We start from the raw sequence: 15,690 nt of genomic DNA on the forward strand, positions 1-15,690 counted from the left end.
CAAATAAGTTTGCAACACAAACTAAATTCAAGCAGAATGATTGATGACAAGCGGGGGAAGGTGCCGGGGATGAAGAGGCGGAGTTGAGGAAACCGCCGGGGATGTGTATGATAGCATGTATGTACAAACAGGAATGAGAAAGGGGAGGGCCATGGAAAGAAACCGGGCAGAGATCAAAGCGATTGCACTGGACATGGACGGGACGATGTTAAATGTAAACAGTCAGGTGGAGCCGGAATTGGTTGATCTGTTCAGACAACTCAAGCAAAAGGGGATCCGGATTTTTGTCGCGACCGGACGGACCTTTCCCGAAGTCCGGCGGGTTCTTCCGGAACATCTGGAAATCGACGGGGTGGTGACAGCCAACGGGGCGGTGACTTATATCGGGGACCGGATCATTTCCCGCCGCACTTTGGATCCGTCCGTCGTGAGAGAAGCCGTTTTTCAAGCCGGACAAAAGAACATCTATTATGAAGTTCACACGGCAGAAGGCGTCCGTTTTGCTCTGGCAAAAGAGAAAGAGCGGATGATGGAGGAAGTGTTCCGGGAAAAGCCTGACACATTGTTTGCAAATGAATGGCTCTCCCGGAAAGCCGCTTTAAAAGAAAAAATGGTTTGGCTGGATCATTTGGTGGATGAAGATATCGTCAAAATTTATTTTTTCAGCATGGAACCGGAGAATATCCGGAAATGGCGAAATGAATTGGAGCAGATGAAAAATCGCACGCCGTTTACCCTTTTGTCTTCTTCCAAGCATAATTGTGAAATCATGGCTGACCAGGTTTCGAAGGCATACGGGTTGAACTTGGTGTTAAAAGAATATCAACTTGCGCCTGCCCATTTGATGGCCGTTGGCGACAGCGAAAATGACCTCTCGATGTTTGCATTGGCATCCCGTGCGGTGGCCATGCAAAACGCAGCGGATGAAATCAAAGAGAATGCGGATGAAGTGACGGAACTTCCGTATGACGAGAATGGATTATACCATTTTCTGCGAAAAGAATTTTTCGGTTCGTAAGCGCAGAGGGTTGCCGGCAGGAAAAGCTGCCGGCAACTTTTTGTATGTGGAGCTGTTTTTAATGCGGTTTCCGGACAATAAAAAAGGGCGGCTTAAGGGCCGTCCGTTTTTTATGATCATAAACTGCAACGGGGGTTGGAGCCGATTTTAAACACCAGCAGGCTCGCATCCTGAAGCGCTTCAATGTCATGCTTTTCAAAGGGTTTCAAATGCAGCAACGATCCTTCTTTCATATGGTGCCGATTCTCTTCCACACCAAAGAGGACTTCCCCGCTTGCCACATAAACAATCACATCGGTATTGGCATGATGGCGGGGGACGGTTTCCCCGGCTTTGATTTGCAGATTGATCGCCATTCCTTGATCAAAGTCGAGTACTTTGTTGCGAGTGACTCCTTTATCAATCGGTCCTTCTTTTTTGATTTCAACCAAAGACACAGGCGGAGCCTCCTTCTTTCAAAACTTAATTTGAGTATGGCATAGATTCGGGGCATGTGATGTGATATATCTCACAAAAAAGATCACGAGAGTTTGTCTTGCAGGGTTTTCAAGTCCAGAATTTTGATTCCTTTCCGGCTCACATCAATCAAGTTCTCCTTTTTTAACTGGTTTAACACCCGGTTGACGGATTCCCGCGACAATCCCAGCATATTGGCAAAATCCTGGTGGGTTAAAGGCAGGGAAATGAAGATGCTTTTGTCTTTGGAGACGCCGTATTCATCGACGAGCCTCAGCAAAGTCATGACCACTTTGTGATAAACATCGCCGGAAATGACTTCCTGAAGGCGCCTTTGCAGTTGCAAAATTTTAACGGCCATGATTTTCATGACGGATTTGGCGATTTGGGGATTGGCATCCAGCAGGCGGTCAAAGTCATGGATAGGGATCGCCAGGAGTTTGCTGTTTTGGATGGTTTGTGCTGTTCCGGGGTAGGGGGAGTCGTCAAAAAAACCCACGTGAGGAAACATATCTCCTTTTTGGAGGATCGAAATCACTTGTTCGTTTCCTTGATTGTCCACTTTGGTGACTTTAATGACTCCCGACTCGATGAAGTAAACCGTTGTTCTTGGTTGCGCTTCCATAAAAATGGTGGAATGTTTGGGGTATTCCTTCAAGGAGGTGATTTGTGCGATTTTCTCCAGCTCTTCGATGTTCAGGTCCCGGAAGAGAGGCGCCCGTTTCAAGATTTCAACCTTGCGGTTCATAGTTACCGCCTCCAGAAATGAAAATAAATGGTGTTTAATTTCATTCAAAGGGATGCGTTCCCCGTTCGTCAACAACAAAGCGTTTTCGGTTCTGTCAACGTTCTGTGAACACCTGCATTTTTGTGATCCAGATCACATTTTGTTCATATGACAATGTTTATAATGTTTAATAAATCATTTTATATAATTTGTTATATTTTATGTTGTCGGGATGAAGAAAAACACACGACAAGGAAGCATGAATGGTTGCCTAAAATAAAAGGGGATTTTTGCTGGAGGAGGCTTTTTATAAATGCTGGATGCAAAAACGATGGAAATCATTAAAACAACGGCTCCGGTACTGAAAGAAAACAGTGTAGCGATCGGAAAACGGTTTTATGAATTATTGTTCACCCGTCATCCGGAGTTGCTCCATATTTTTAACCACAGTAACCAAAAACGCGGTTTGCAGCAACGTTCCTTGGCGCATTCCGTCTATGTGAGCGGGGAGCATATCGACCGTTTGGAGGACATCCAACCACTCATCATGAAAATCGCCCATAAACACCGGGCGCTCGGGGTCAAACCGGAACAATATACTGTGGTGGGCGAAACGCTGATTGAGGCTGTCAAAGATGTGTTGGGGGACGGAGCGACGGATGAGATTATCCAGGCTTGGGTGAAGGCCTATGATTACATCGCCAATCAATTCATCGGAATCGAACAAAAGTTGTATGAACAAACGGAATCGGAAGAAGGCAATTGGGAAGGTTTCCGGGAATTTGTGGTGGTGAAAAAAGTGAAGGAGAGCGAGGTGATCACCTCCTTCTATTTAAAACCCAAAGACAATAAGCCCCTTGCTTCATTCCGTCCCGGACAGTATCTGACCATCCGGGCAAAGATTCCGGGTGAAAAATACATGCATCACCGCCATTACAGTTTGTCCGATGCTCCCGGAAAGGACACCTACCGGATCAGCGTGAAACGGGAAGATGTCCGGGATGGAAATCCTCCCGGCGTGGTTTCCACCTGGTTGCATGAACAGGTGCAGGAAGGGGATGTGCTTGAATTCAGTTCGCCGGCTGGTGATTTTGTTTTGGATACCGAATCCACGAACCCGGTCGTGTTGATCAGCGGAGGTGTCGGGTTCACTCCCCTCATGAGCATGTTGAACACCTTGGTGGAAAAACAGCCGGACCGGGATGTAACCTGCATTCATGCGGCCATAAACGGCAAACACCATGCAATGAAAGAGCATGTGGCCCGTTTGGCGGCAACTTGTGATCGGCTGAAATCTTATGTGATTTATGAATCGCCGACCGAAGAGGACCGAGCGGAAAAATCCTTTGACAAAGAGGGATGGATTGACAAAAAGTGGCTGGAGTCCGTGGTGGACCATACCGGTGCCGATTTTTATTTGTGCGGCCCGGTTCCGTTTATGGAAGTTGTTTATTCGGCGCTCCGAGAGATGAATGTGGATGAAAGCCGCATTCATTATGAAGCTTTTCGCCCGCTTGACACCATGGATGCCGGTTCATGACGGGAAAATGAAAACCACCCGATACGGGTGGTTTTTTTGTTTGCAGAGCTTATAAGCCGTGGCAAAGAAAAGAAATTGACAAAGTGTCAAACATTTTGTCGCCATTTTGTGAACGACATCCGTTATGTGATGTGAATCACAAAAGCGGCGCAACGCCCCGTTTAAAGTGAAGGTGTAACAAAAAAATGAAATACAGGCAGGAGGAATTCATACCAGAGACACAAGGACATGAATCATTTTTATGAACCCTTCATTTGTGATGTTTGTCACAAAATCTGGAGAATTGGACTCATCAGCCAGTGACATTCCAAGTGTTATGGGAGGGAGAATTGTTGAAGAAATTGCGGGCATCCAACAGACTGAGAAAGCTTTTGCCGGTACCGGGATTTGTTCTCATTTTATTGCTGACAGGATGCGATGACCGTTATGTCATGTTTAATCCGTCCGGACCGGTCGCCATGACTCTGTATGATCTGATCAAGTTGTCCGTTCTCATGCTGTCTTTGATTGTGATCCCGGTGATGCTGTTCTTCTTCTATGTGGTTTACCGGTATCGGGACAAACCGGGGAATAAAGCTTCCTACCGTCCGGAGTGGGATGACAGCAAAATCATGGAGATCATCTGGTGGACCATTCCGGTGGTGATTGTCGCCATCTTGAGTGTGGCAACGGTTCGGGACACATATGGATTGACGAAAAAACCTTCACCGAACAAGCCGATCACCATTGAAGTGGTTTCATTGGACTGGAAATGGCTTTTCTTGTATCCGGAACAAAACATTGCCACGGTGAACCATGCACCCGTTCCGGCAGGGGTTCCGGTTCAATTTGTGCTCACTTCAGATGCCCCCATGAACTCCTTCTGGGTTCCGGAATTGGGCGGGCAATTGTACACCATGCCGGGAATGGAGATGCCGCTTTGGTTGCAAGCCGACAAACCCGGTGTGTATGAAGGAAAAGGAGCCAACTTTACCGGAAAAGGCTTTGCCCACATGAATTTTGAAGTGATTGCCAAACCGCAGGCGGAATTCGATGCATGGGCAGAAAGCGTGAAGAAATCCGCACCTGCTTTCACAGGAGAAAAATATGATCAATTGAAACAGCCGGGTTTGGCAAAAGAGCAGTCGTACTCGTCTTATCCGCCCAAACTTTACAAACAAATCGTGGATAAAAACGGAGGAATCTATTGGGACAAACATGATATGGACGTTCGCCATGAACCTGTTCATGAATAACGGAAAGGTGGGATCCAACAGTGATTCAGCAAATCGTTGATTACCTGAAAAACGCCCACCCCATGATTCAAATGTCAGCGGTTGCTTCCTTGGTTGTTCTGCTCGGGATCATCTTTGTGCTGACATATTTTAAAAAGTGGGGCTGGTTGTGGCGCGAATGGCTGACCACGGTGGACCATAAAAAAATCGGGGTGATGTATCTGATCTGCGCCCTGATCATGTTGTTCCGCGGTGGCGTGGATGCGCTGTTGATGCGGATTCAGCTGGCGGCGCCCAATATGCACTTTCTCGATCCGCAACATTATAACGAAATTTTTTCCACACACGGAACGATCATGATCTTGTTTGTGGCCATGCCGATGATCTTTGCCATGATGAACATTGCGGTTCCCCTTCAAATCGGGGCACGCGATGTCGCATTTCCTTTCTTGAACGCACTCAGTTTCTGGTTGTTTTTCTTCGGTGCGATGCTGTTTAATCTTTCCTTTATTCTGGGCGGTGCGCCGGACGCCGGATGGGTGGCTTATCCGCCGTTATCCGAAGTGGATTTCAGTCCGGGCCCCGGAATCAACTACTACCTGATGTCGCTCCAGATCTCAGGAATCGGAAGCATTGCAACCGGTGTCAACTTTATCGTCACGATCCTGAAAATGCGGGCACCCGGCATGACCTTGATGAAAATGCCACTGTTTCCCTGGTCGGTTCTCGGGTCTTGCATCATCATTATTTTCGCTTTCCCGGCCTTGACCGTGGCTTTGGCGCTTCTCGGGTTGGACCGGATTTTTGATACCCATTTCTTTACGATGGATGGCGGCGGGAACCCGATGATGTATATCAACCTGTTCTGGATTTGGGGTCACCCGGAAGTATACATTGCCATCCTGCCGGTTTACGGAATTTTGTCGGAAGTGATCAGCACCTTCAGCAAGAAACGCATTTTTGGTTACAAATCGATGGTGATGTCGCTGATGCTTATCAGCGTGATCAGTTACTTCGTCTGGGCACACCATTACTTTGTGATGGGGGCCGGCCCCGGAGTCAACAGTTTCTTTGCCGTCGCTTCCATGGCGGTCGGAATTCCGACGGGTGTGAAGGTGTTTAACTGGCTGTTTACGATGTTCAGAGGACGCATCCGGCTGACCCTGCCGATGATGTGGGCACTTGCTTTCATTCCTTGCTTTGTCGTGGGCGGGGCAACCGGAATCATGCTGGCGATGGCACCGGCGGATTATCAGTTCCACAACAGTTATTTCCTCATTGCCCACTTCCATCAAGTCTTGATCGGAGGAGCCGTCTTCGGACTGTTGGCCGGAATGTATTACTGGTGGCCGAAAGTGTTTGGCTTCAAATTAAACGAGAAGCTTGGAAAATGGGGGTTCTGGTTCTTTAACATCGGCTTTTATGTCTGCTTCATGCCGCAATACGCTTTGGGATTCATGGGCATGACCCGGCGCGTGTACACTTACCCGGCTGAATCGGGTTGGGGAGATCTCAACTTTGTCTCCACCATCGGTGCCTTTATGATGGGAGCCGGTTTCTTGTTCATCGGTGCTCAAATTGTCTACAGCTTGTTCCATAAAGAGTTGGACACAACCGGAGATCCGTGGGACGGCCGCACCCTCGAATGGTCGATTCCTTCCCCTGCACCGCATTACAACTTTGCCCAAATCCCGGAAGTGGGCAGTTTTGACGCCTGGTGGGAGAAAAAACGGGGCAACCGGGACAGTTTGAAAACCGGTTCAAAACTCAAACCGATCCACATGCCGAAAAATACGCCCATTCCGTTCCTCATGTCGATCGCCTTCTTTATCGGCGGATTCGGATTGGTGTTCAGTCAATTCACCATTGCGGTCATCGGGTTGATCGGGATCATTGCATGTATGTTGTGGCGCTCGTTGGAAAAGGATGAGGGTTATTTCATTCCCGTCGATGAAATCAAAAAAGCGACTGCCAAGGGGGTGTCGTAAATGGGAGCGACGGAACAACAAGCTGTTTTGGATCACCAAGCGCATGACCATGAACATCACGAGGATCAAGACCGTTATGTTCTGGGCTTTTGGGTGTTCCTTGCGTCGGATTTGGTGCTATTTGCCAGCATCATCGCCACTTATTTTGTCTTGCGTACGCATACCGACGGGGGCCCGTCCGCGGCCGAACTGTTTGAAATTCCGCTGTTCACGCTGGAAACCATCCTGCTTTTGACCAGCAGTTTCACCTGTGGTTTGGCGATGCACGCGATGAAAAACCACCGGTTGAATGCCATGATCGGGTGGATCGCCGCCACGATCGCCTTGGGATTGGCGTTTGTCGGGATTGAGGCCAGTGAGTTTGTCAAATACGCTGCCGAAGGGGCCACCATGCAGCGGAGCGCGTTTTTGTCCGGATTTTATACACTGCTTGGAACCCACGGACTTCACGTATGTCTGGGCATGGGTTGGCTTGCCTCTGTGATGGTTCAGCTGAAGCGCCAATCCATCAATCCGGCCACGGCAAGGAAATTCACAAACGCGGGACTCTACTGGCACTTCTTGGATGTGGTGTGGATCCTGATCTTCACGCTGGTTTATCTGGTGGGGGTGATTGAATGAAAAAAACAAGCAGTTTCCCCTGGTCTCATGTGATCGGATTTATCGGATCGATCGTGCTCACGTTTTTGGCCATCGGGGTTGCCGTCCGTTCCCCGCTTTCCATGGTTGGGACCTTGACGGTCTTGCTGGTGTTGGCCGCCTTGCAAATTTTGATTCAGTTGGTTTTCTTTATGCACATCAATGAAAAAAAAGGGCCGGCTTATCATACCATCGCCATTTCGCTGGGATTTGTGTTTACGTTTGCCGTGATAGCCGGATCCATTTGGGTGATGACCTTCAGTTACTTTTAATAAGGGGTGAGGAAAATGCCGGCTCCATCGGTTCATGCGGTTTCATCAGACACCCGGTTGCTTCCTGCGGTGATCAATAAGGTCAAGGCGTATGTGGCCTTGACCAAACCGCGGATTGTACTCCTGATGGTTTTTTCGGCGCTTTGTTCCGCCATCGTTGCCGAGGGGGGATGGCCGGAGGTTTGGACCTTGGTTCATATGTCGGTCGGTTTGGCGTTGTGTGCCGCGGGGGCATCCGCTTTTAACATGTGGTACGACCGTGACATGGATCAACTGATGGAACGCACCATTCAACGTCCGCTTCCCACCGGGCGGATCCGTCCGCAATCCGCGCTTTGGTTCGGATTGGGTCTGGGATTGTTGTCCCTGATTTGGTTGGCCGTTTTCGTCAACGGGCTTTCCGCACTCTTGGCGCTGGCCGGCTACTTGTATTACACCGTGATCTACACGGTGTGGTTGAAACGGAGAACACCGCTCAACATTGTCATCGGGGGCGGAGCCGGCGCTCTTCCCCCGATGGTGGGATGCGCTGCGGTGACGGGGGAAATCGGTTGGACAGCCGTGTGGTTGTTTGCCATAATCTTCGTTTGGACGCCGCCTCATTTCTGGCCGCTGGCCATGGTGAGAAATGAGGAGTATCGCTTGGCGCACGTTCCCATGATGCCGGCAGTCCGGGGTTTTCGTGTCACAAAACGGCAATGTTTGGTTTATACGGTGCTTCTTTTGCCTGTTTCTTTGGGATTGGCGATGACCGGAGCGGTTGGTGGTTTTTATCTGGTCACGGCCGTCTTTGCCGGGTTGGCTTTTTTGGCGGCTCAGATCTTGATGTGGCGTGAACCGGATGACGAGATCCTGTGGGCGAGACGGGCTTTTCGGGCTTCATTGGCTTATTTGACGGTTTTGTTTGCTGCCATGGCCATGGATGTATTGATATAAAATTTCTCCTTTTTTTCTAAGAAGGGAGGGAGAGGATGCAAACGGCAACCATTTTCCGCCATCGGAAAAAACTTTATCCGTTGGCGCTCATCACGCTGATCGGGTTGTTTTTGGTCAATCTCATCGGTTTTGTCGACACCAAGACAGGGTCCACTTTTGGTTGTGGCGAAGAATGGCCCCTCTGTAACGGGGAATGGATTCCAAGCGAATGGGATAAGCATGTTGCCATTGAATACACCCACCGGGTGAGTGTCCTGGTTGACATGATCCTCTTAATCGTGTTGACCGTCCTCTCCTGGACACGATACCGGGACCGGAAAGCGATGCGAATCATTATCGGCATTTGTTTTTCGGGATTTATCGGGGAGTCGGTATTGGGCGCGTTGACGGTTCTTTTTGACAACCCGCCGTGGGTGTTGGCTTTTCATATGGGGATGGCTCTCACTTCGGTGGTGGGATTGTTTTTGTGGACGGGATGGTTGTACCGAAACGAGGTGGACCCGTCACGCCACCAAAAGGAAGCGGATCCGGCCGGGATGAAAAAGCTGGGACAATGGGCCTGGTTCGCGGTGATATATTTCTTCTTCGTGGTGTACTTCGGGGCGTATGTCTCATTTACCGGTTCCGGTTCTTTCTTTCAAGGATGGCCGGTGCCGACGGAACCTTATGAAATCGCCCGGCATGCGCTGGTGATTGACTGGGTTCACCGCCTTTCAGGTTTTGTCCTTCTTTTGATGATCCTCCGGCTGAGCGTGTTGGCTTACCGGATGCGTCAGGAAAGAAAGGATTTGTGGGGCATCTGCCGGGCCATGTTAATCCTGATCGTCTTGCAGTTTTTAAGTGGCGGTTTGTTGATTTACACCGGACTGAGCCTGGCGGCCTTCCTGCTTCATGTTACCTTTCCCAGCCTGATCATTTGCCTGTTGAGTTGGCTGGCTTTTAAAACCGTGCCACAGAGAAGAAACAGACTATGAAAGATTGACAAGAGTAAGGCCACCTTATCATGGTGGCCTGTTTTTTATTTGGGGAAAATTATCTTTCTCTTTCCATCGCATCCCGCTTGGTCCGGTGAACCGTGCCGAACGGATGCTCCGGCGGGGCGTAAATGCTGTAGAGTTTCAAAGGCTGATATCCCGTATTGATAATGTTGTGCCATGTGCCGGCCGGAACCATGATGGCATCATCTTCAAATACGGCTCTTTGGAAATTTAACCGGTCTCTTTGCGGTCCCATTTGCACCCAGCCCTGGCCTTCTTCAATGCGCAAGAACTGGTCTACATTGCGGTGGACTTCCAGGCCGATATCTTCCCCGGGGTTAATGCTCATCAAAGTCACCTGCAAATGATCTCCCGTCCAGATGGCCGTGCGAAACGTTTGGTTTTGTTCAGCCGCTTGTTCGATATTGATGACAAAAGGTTTTTTTCCCTGATCTTCGAACCGGACCCTGTTGGGGTTGGATGGATCAGGCATTTGAGCATAATAAGGATACGGATAAGGAGGATACATGTAGTGATACACATTGCTCATCCCTTTCAAAGGTATTCATGCTTTTTTCAAAGGTGATTTCACATTATACATATGGGGATCCGTGGGCAGATGTTCCGTGTTTTTGAAATCAAAGAGTGAACACAAAAGAAAAAGACCTCGTGATGTGAGGTCTTTTTTGTCAAAATGTTTCAAATTAAATACAAAATGATTAAAATGATAAGCAAAACACTATCCAGGATACTAGCCAAAATATAGGCCGATTTGGGTTCCCAATTCAACTTTTTTCCAAAAGTGATAGCCCCGAATAGGAAGATCGATGACAGTACGGCGTAGATCAAAATTAAATATAGGATTTCTATCTTTATCCCTCCGTTTCTTTTACAGATTGGATCAGCAATGAAACCAGTTCCCAAAGAGTTATTCGTAAAAGGATCGGATTTTTTTGTCAAAATATTTTCTGTTTGGGAAGAAAACCATTTTGTTCATTTTTTTGGGAGGGACTTTCGGGATGTTTATGGTGCATGGTTTACTGACTTGTTTGTTTTTCTTTTGCTAAACTGAAAGTGGCAGAATTTGCGATTGTTCACGGAACAGGGTTGTATTCATTATTTACAAAAAATACGGAATAGAAAAAATGCGGTTCGGCAATAGTCCGATTTAATCACAGGTTTGGGAGGCGGAAAGATGAAAGTGGATTTTGGCCTGACTGCCGGCGATTACCGAAAGTACCGGGCGGGTTATCCGGATGAATTATATGACCGTCTTAAAAAGTACGGAGTGGGTCTCAAGGGACAATCCGTGCTGGATCTCGGGACCGGAACCGGGTATCTCGCCCGGAAATTTGCCAAGCAAGGGGCCCGGGTAACCGGAATAGACATTTCCAAAGAGCTGATCAAAGAAGCCCGGGAGCTGGATGAACAAGAAGGGGTCCATTCCCGATATGTGATCGCCCGGGCAGAGGCGTTGCCCTTTTCGGATTCCGAATTTGATGTGGTGACCGCCGGGCAGTGCTGGCACTGGTTTCAAGCGGATCAAGTGTTAAAAGAAGTGCGCCGTGTTTTGCGCTCGCACGGAAAACTGGCGATCATCCACCTGGATTGGCTGCCGCTGAAAGGAAATATTGTGGAAAAAACGGAAAAGCTCATCTTGTCGTATAATCCGGATTGGCAAGGGGCCGGGGGAACGGGGGTTTATCCGGCGTGGTTCACGCAAGTGGCGATCGGCGGATTTTCCGGTATCGAGTCTTTCACGTTTGATCTTATGATTCCATACAGCCAAGAGGCGTGGCGGGGGCGGATCCGGGCAAGCGCAGGGGTGGGGGCCAGTCTCCCGCCGGATGCAATCGCCAGGTTTGACCATGAGTTCAAAGAGTTCCTGGAAAAGAATTATGAGGAGACGCTTAAGATACCACATCGCGTTTTTTGTTTGGTTTGCACACCGAAGGAGGAACCATGATGGTTTGCATGGGAAGAAGAGCTTTCCTGTGGGGAAGCTCTTTTTTGTTTTGTGATCTTATTCACAAAGAGAAATCGTTTTTTTGGCTAAGATGAAGCTGGAAGGGATGTGATGGGATGAAGGCATGGGCAAAACCAAGGGATTACAACGTGAATCCGTTTATTGTGATATGGGAAGTCACCCGGGCTTGTGCGTTGAAATGTTTGCATTGCCGCGCGGAGGCCCAGTACCGCCGGGATCCGAGAGAGCTCTCGTTTGAAGAGGGAAAACATTTAATTGATGAGATTGCGATGATGGATTCGCCTTTGTTGGTCTTTACGGGCGGCGATCCATTTATGCGCCCGGATTTGTTTGAATTGGCCATATATGCCATTGAAGAAAAGAACTTACCCGTTTCCATCACCCCCAGCGCCACCCCCAGGGTGACCCGCCGGGCGGTGGAAAAAGCCAAAGAAGCCAAATTGTCCCGCTGGGCCTTCAGCCTGGATGGTTCATGTGCCGAGATCCATGATTTTTTCCGGGGAACCAAAGGATCTTATGATTTGACCATGAGAGGAATTCAATATCTGAAAGAATTGGGGATTCCGCTTCAAATCAATACCACTGTTTCCAAATACAATCTGGAAGATTTGCCGGAGATTGCGGACACAGTCAAAGAGATGGAAGCGGTGTTATGGAGTGTCTTCTTCCTGGTCCCCACCGGGAGGGGATTAAAAAAAGACATGATTTCCCCCGAGGAGCATGAATCGGTGATGAAATGGCTGTACGAGCTCAAAAAAACGATGCCTTGTGATATCAAAGTGACGGAAGCGCCGCACCATCGCCGTGTCTTTTTACAGGAGTCCCGGCGACAGCAGGAAACGGGCGTTTCACAAGCAGGCAAACGAAAAGATGTTTTGGGAAGAGCGCCGAAAGCCGTGAATGACGGAGACGGATTTGTGTTTATCAGTCATATCGGCGAAGTGTATCCCAGCGGTTTTTTGCCGGTGGTTTGCGGAAATGTCCGGTGGGAACCGTTGTGGAAAATTTACCGCGAGTCGCCCGTCATGCAAAACTTGCGGGATAAATCGAAGCTGAAAGGTAAATGCGGGGTTTGTGAATTCAAGGAGATTTGCGGAGGGTCCAGGTCACGGGCTTATGCGTTGACCGGGGATTATCTGGAGAGCGATCCCTCCTGCAGTTACATTCCGGCAGCGTTTCGGCCGGAAACATGAAAAAACCAAAGAAAAAGGGACTTCCAAGGTCGGAAGTCCCTTTCTTTTTTACCGGGTTACCCGGATGATTCCTTTGGCGCCTTTGGAAGCTTGCCGGAGCTGATGGCTGATGAAAGGATAGTTTCCTTCTTTCGTGACGGTTAGTTCGATCACGGCGCCCGCGCTCGGCGAAAGTTGCACGGTTTGCAGACCATGTAGCCGGTTGCGGGGATTTCCGTCCAAATAGACAGTATCCAGGGTGGTGCCGATCACATGGAAGGAAGAAACTTCATTCGGCCCGGCGTTGAGCACATACAACCGGATCCGTTCGCCGGCTTTTGCATGGAGCGGTTGTTCTTTCAAAGCATAATCGTTGCCGTTGAACACATTGTATTCCGGCATTCCGTTGGTCATGGCACCAAGGTCATTTTCTTTATACCATTCGCTTTGGACGATGACATATTCGCGGTCGATCGTTGCATCGGTCGGATAGCCGTTTTTGGGTTCAACGATGATCATGCCGAACATTCCGTTGGCAACGTGTTGCAGGACCGGGTCGGTTCCGCAGTGGTACATGAAGACGCCGGGGGTATCGGCGGAATAGGCGAAGGTGTTTTGCTGACGGGGCATCACGTTTGCAAATTTTTTGTCGGGGGCGGCATGGACGGCATGAAAGTCCATCGAATGCGGCAGGTTCGGATCTTTGTTTTTTAAGGTGAAGAAAAGTGTGTCCCCTTCTTTGACCCGGATCACCGGGCCGGGAACCGTGCCGTTAAAAGTCCAGGCGTTGTAATTCACGCCTTTGGAGATCTCGACGTCCGTCACTTGTGCGGTCATTTCAATACGGACTGTTTTCCCGTCCCGGGTGATTTTCGGCGGGATCGGCGATGCGTTCTCCCGTTGCACGGCAGGTTCGGTTTTCTCCGGGGGTGTTTCCGGTTCTTCTTTTGGCACAATGGAACAACCGGACAGGACAAGCGATGAAATCACAAGAACAGAGAGAAAGTTTATAGCTTTCATTGATGATCACCACGTATTCTTTGGTCGTGTCAAATCCTGCAAATGTGCATCATTTCACAAATAAGTCGTTGAGACTGCCGGGATTCCCGGATTTTTGGCGGGATGTTTCTTTTGGTGCCCCGGGAGGGGCGGGCGGCGTTTGCCGGAAGACAAACGCTGCAGTGATGTGTTGATGAAGGGCGGGTCAAAAGCCAAGCCATTCTCTTCCTTCCGGGGAAATTTTCTCCGGTGTCCACGGGGGATCCCAAACCACGTCCACTTCCACGCTTTCCACGGACGGCAATGAACTTAATGCGGCTTTTACCCCGTTGACGATGGTGTCATGAAGCGGGCATCCGGGGGTGGTCAGGGTCATCTCGATGAAAATATGGCCGTTTTTGATGTCCATTCGGTAAATCAGCCCGAGATCCACCACATTGACGCCCAACTCGGGATCATAAACTTCTTTCAGTCTTTCGATGACGGTTTCACGGGTTAAACACATGCTTTTTCCTCCTTTGACCTGAAAGTGAAGACGTTGCCGATGGTGGAGATGGCATACAGGCTGGAAAGCGAAAACAGAAGGAATCCGGCTTGAAAAAGAAAGGTGGATGATGTGACAATCCCGGGCACCGTTCCCAAAAAGGCAAAGCCCACAACATAAAGTGCCCGTTTCAATTTCTTCTCCTGAATCATTTCAGAAAGAAGCGGGACTTTGTTCTTTCCGACCTGGTTGCCGTATTGAAAGGTCCACCATAAAAAAGGCACGATTTTTGACAAATAACCGATGATCGTCAGGTAGACCCATCCCCATAAACCGATCCAGACGGTCAGGATGAAAAAGGACGGTTGGGAAACGAAAAAGGAACCAACGGCAAACCCAAGAAGACAGAGCGCCGTCAATAAATTGACTCTCAAGGTGAAATGAATGCCGGCTCCCGGATTTTTCTTGATCCCGGCTTGGCGGATCTGGTGCAATGCGTAAACGTAAAGGCAAAAAGCCACGGCCAAGAGCATGATGGAAAACCGGCTCCACGGTCCAATCCCCGTCAGGTTGCTTAAAGCCCCGCCGGCCACGGCCAGATTGAAGAGAATGAATGTCCGATTTTGCCATTGGACCGGATGGTTGTGAGAGATGGAAAACATCGGCAACAGTTTATAACTGAAACCGATAATCAGATTGCCGAACCACCCGGCAACTCCGAGCCAGATATGGGTGTAAAGAAGCTGGTCATGGCTTACGCCCAACTTCCCAAGGGTAAAATCAAAACCCATGAACATGCCGCTTGAAGCGGTCAAGATCAGGCAAACCAGCGCACTTCCCGCATGAAGGGTGACCGGATTCCATTGCCCGGCCCGAAGCAGCGTGATGCCGATGTTGAGAACAAAAAGCAATATGGCCAGAAACAGGAGCGTGCAAAAAACGGCAATCCAGCGGGGGTTAAAAAAGAAAAAGCCGAAGATCAAGCCGGTATGGCCGACCAGATAAAATACATAATGGAGTCCCCCCATTCTTTGGCTGAAGAGTGATTGGTTGAGAACCACCGGAACCAGTTGGTACACCGCTCCCATGGCAATCATGGATGCCCACCCCAGGACGAAGAGATGCGTCAATCCCCATCCGTACGGGGAGCGGGGTGCCGTCACATGAATGTCAGACTGGAACAAAACCGCTGTGATGAAAAACGCGGTCATTTCCAAGATCCCCGTAATGATAAAGCACAGCGGGATTTTCAGTGATGACGAATCGGCATGGATCTTCATC

The 15,690-nt window shown here is 49.2% G+C and carries 16 protein-coding genes; 10 read left to right on the top strand and 6 right to left on the bottom strand.

Annotated features, from left to right (window positions below; translation table 11 throughout):
• The first annotated feature begins 151 nt into the window (after positions 1-151).
• Positions 152-1,018, top strand: coding sequence for an HAD family hydrolase (locus tag NYE37_RS07365; protein WP_037996830.1), 867 nt, complete (start codon positions 152-154; stop codon positions 1,016-1,018).
• A gap of 116 nt (positions 1,019-1,134) precedes the next feature.
• On the opposite strand, the gene NYE37_RS07370 is transcribed toward NYE37_RS07365, so the two are convergent.
• A complete protein-coding gene (locus NYE37_RS07370; RefSeq protein ID WP_049720180.1) occupies positions 1,135-1,455 on the bottom strand; it encodes a cupin domain-containing protein in 321 nt (106 codons plus the stop codon).
• A gap of 83 nt (positions 1,456-1,538) precedes the next feature.
• Entirely contained in the window at positions 1,539-2,222 is a 684-nt protein-coding gene (locus tag NYE37_RS07375) for a Crp/Fnr family transcriptional regulator (protein WP_340711889.1), read from the bottom strand.
• Positions 2,223-2,514: 292 nt separating this feature from the next.
• Here NYE37_RS07375 and hmpA point away from each other — a divergent pair, with 292 nt between their 5' ends.
• The 7 genes from hmpA to NYE37_RS07410 all read left to right on the top strand — a co-directional run bounded on the left by hmpA (position 2,515) and on the right by NYE37_RS07410 (position 9,764).
• Positions 2,515-3,741 (top strand): NO-inducible flavohemoprotein, encoded by a 1,227-nt coding sequence (gene hmpA, locus NYE37_RS07380; protein ID WP_340711890.1) that lies wholly within the window; start codon positions 2,515-2,517, stop codon positions 3,739-3,741.
• Positions 3,742-4,073: 332 nt separating this feature from the next.
• The gene (locus tag NYE37_RS07385; protein WP_037996822.1) at positions 4,074-4,976 is read left to right on the top strand and encodes a ubiquinol oxidase subunit II; all 903 of its coding nucleotides are present in this window, start codon (positions 4,074-4,076) and stop codon (positions 4,974-4,976) included.
• A gap of 62 nt (positions 4,977-5,038) precedes the next feature.
• Positions 5,039-6,943, top strand: a complete 1,905-nt coding sequence (locus tag NYE37_RS07390; protein WP_049720204.1) for a cbb3-type cytochrome c oxidase subunit I — start codon at positions 5,039-5,041, stop codon at positions 6,941-6,943.
• Positions 6,944-7,564 carry a cytochrome (ubi)quinol oxidase subunit III gene (locus NYE37_RS07395; protein ID WP_049720179.1) on the top strand — a complete coding sequence of 207 codons (621 nt, stop codon included), beginning with the start codon at positions 6,944-6,946 and terminating at the stop codon, positions 7,562-7,564. It begins immediately after the preceding gene.
• The gene (locus tag NYE37_RS07400; RefSeq protein WP_037996817.1) at positions 7,561-7,854 is read left to right on the top strand and encodes a cytochrome C oxidase subunit IV family protein; all 294 of its coding nucleotides are present in this window, start codon (positions 7,561-7,563) and stop codon (positions 7,852-7,854) included. The genes NYE37_RS07395 and NYE37_RS07400 overlap by 4 nt, the downstream gene beginning before the upstream one ends.
• Before the next feature lie 15 nt (positions 7,855-7,869).
• On the top strand, positions 7,870-8,790 hold the full coding sequence (locus NYE37_RS07405) for a heme o synthase (RefSeq protein ID WP_340711891.1): 921 nt from the start codon (positions 7,870-7,872) through the stop codon (positions 8,788-8,790).
• Between the two features lie 35 nt (positions 8,791-8,825).
• On the top strand, positions 8,826-9,764 hold the full coding sequence (locus tag NYE37_RS07410; RefSeq protein WP_049720178.1) for a COX15/CtaA family protein: 939 nt from the start codon (positions 8,826-8,828) through the stop codon (positions 9,762-9,764).
• A gap of 58 nt (positions 9,765-9,822) precedes the next feature.
• Here NYE37_RS07410 and NYE37_RS07415 read toward each other — a convergent pair whose 3' ends face one another.
• Positions 9,823-10,260 (bottom strand): cupin domain-containing protein, encoded by a 438-nt coding sequence (locus NYE37_RS07415; protein WP_049720202.1) that lies wholly within the window; start codon positions 10,258-10,260, stop codon positions 9,823-9,825.
• 702 nt (positions 10,261-10,962) lie between these two features.
• Between NYE37_RS07415 and NYE37_RS07420 the strand changes: the two genes are divergently transcribed.
• Both NYE37_RS07420 and NYE37_RS07425 read left to right on the top strand, forming a co-directional pair.
• The gene (locus NYE37_RS07420) at positions 10,963-11,733 is read left to right on the top strand and encodes a class I SAM-dependent methyltransferase (RefSeq protein WP_049720177.1); all 771 of its coding nucleotides are present in this window, start codon (positions 10,963-10,965) and stop codon (positions 11,731-11,733) included.
• A 116-nt stretch (positions 11,734-11,849) separates the two neighbouring features.
• Positions 11,850-12,947, top strand: a complete 1,098-nt coding sequence (locus NYE37_RS07425; RefSeq protein ID WP_049720176.1) for a TIGR04053 family radical SAM/SPASM domain-containing protein — start codon at positions 11,850-11,852, stop codon at positions 12,945-12,947.
• Between the two features lie 48 nt (positions 12,948-12,995).
• Here the strand turns inward: NYE37_RS07425 and NYE37_RS07430 are convergent, their stop codons facing one another.
• The 3 genes from NYE37_RS07430 to NYE37_RS07440 form a co-directional block, all read right to left on the bottom strand.
• On the bottom strand, positions 12,996-13,946 hold the full coding sequence (locus NYE37_RS07430) for a multicopper oxidase domain-containing protein (protein WP_049720175.1): 951 nt from the start codon (positions 13,944-13,946) through the stop codon (positions 12,996-12,998).
• Positions 13,947-14,130: 184 nt separating this feature from the next.
• Positions 14,131-14,430 carry a metal-sulfur cluster assembly factor gene (locus NYE37_RS07435; RefSeq protein ID WP_049720174.1) on the bottom strand — a complete coding sequence of 100 codons (300 nt, stop codon included), beginning with the start codon at positions 14,428-14,430 and terminating at the stop codon, positions 14,131-14,133.
• The gene (locus tag NYE37_RS07440) at positions 14,421-15,689 is read right to left on the bottom strand and encodes a hypothetical protein (RefSeq protein ID WP_049720173.1); all 1,269 of its coding nucleotides are present in this window, start codon (positions 15,687-15,689) and stop codon (positions 14,421-14,423) included. Before NYE37_RS07440 ends, NYE37_RS07435 begins: the two co-directional genes overlap by 10 nt.
• Position 15,690: the final 1 nt, after the last annotated feature.

Origin of the sequence: Thermoactinomyces sp. FSL K6-2592, assembly GCF_038006465.1 — a bacterium.
GTDB lineage: Bacteria > Bacillota > Bacilli > Thermoactinomycetales > Thermoactinomycetaceae > Thermoactinomyces > Thermoactinomyces vulgaris.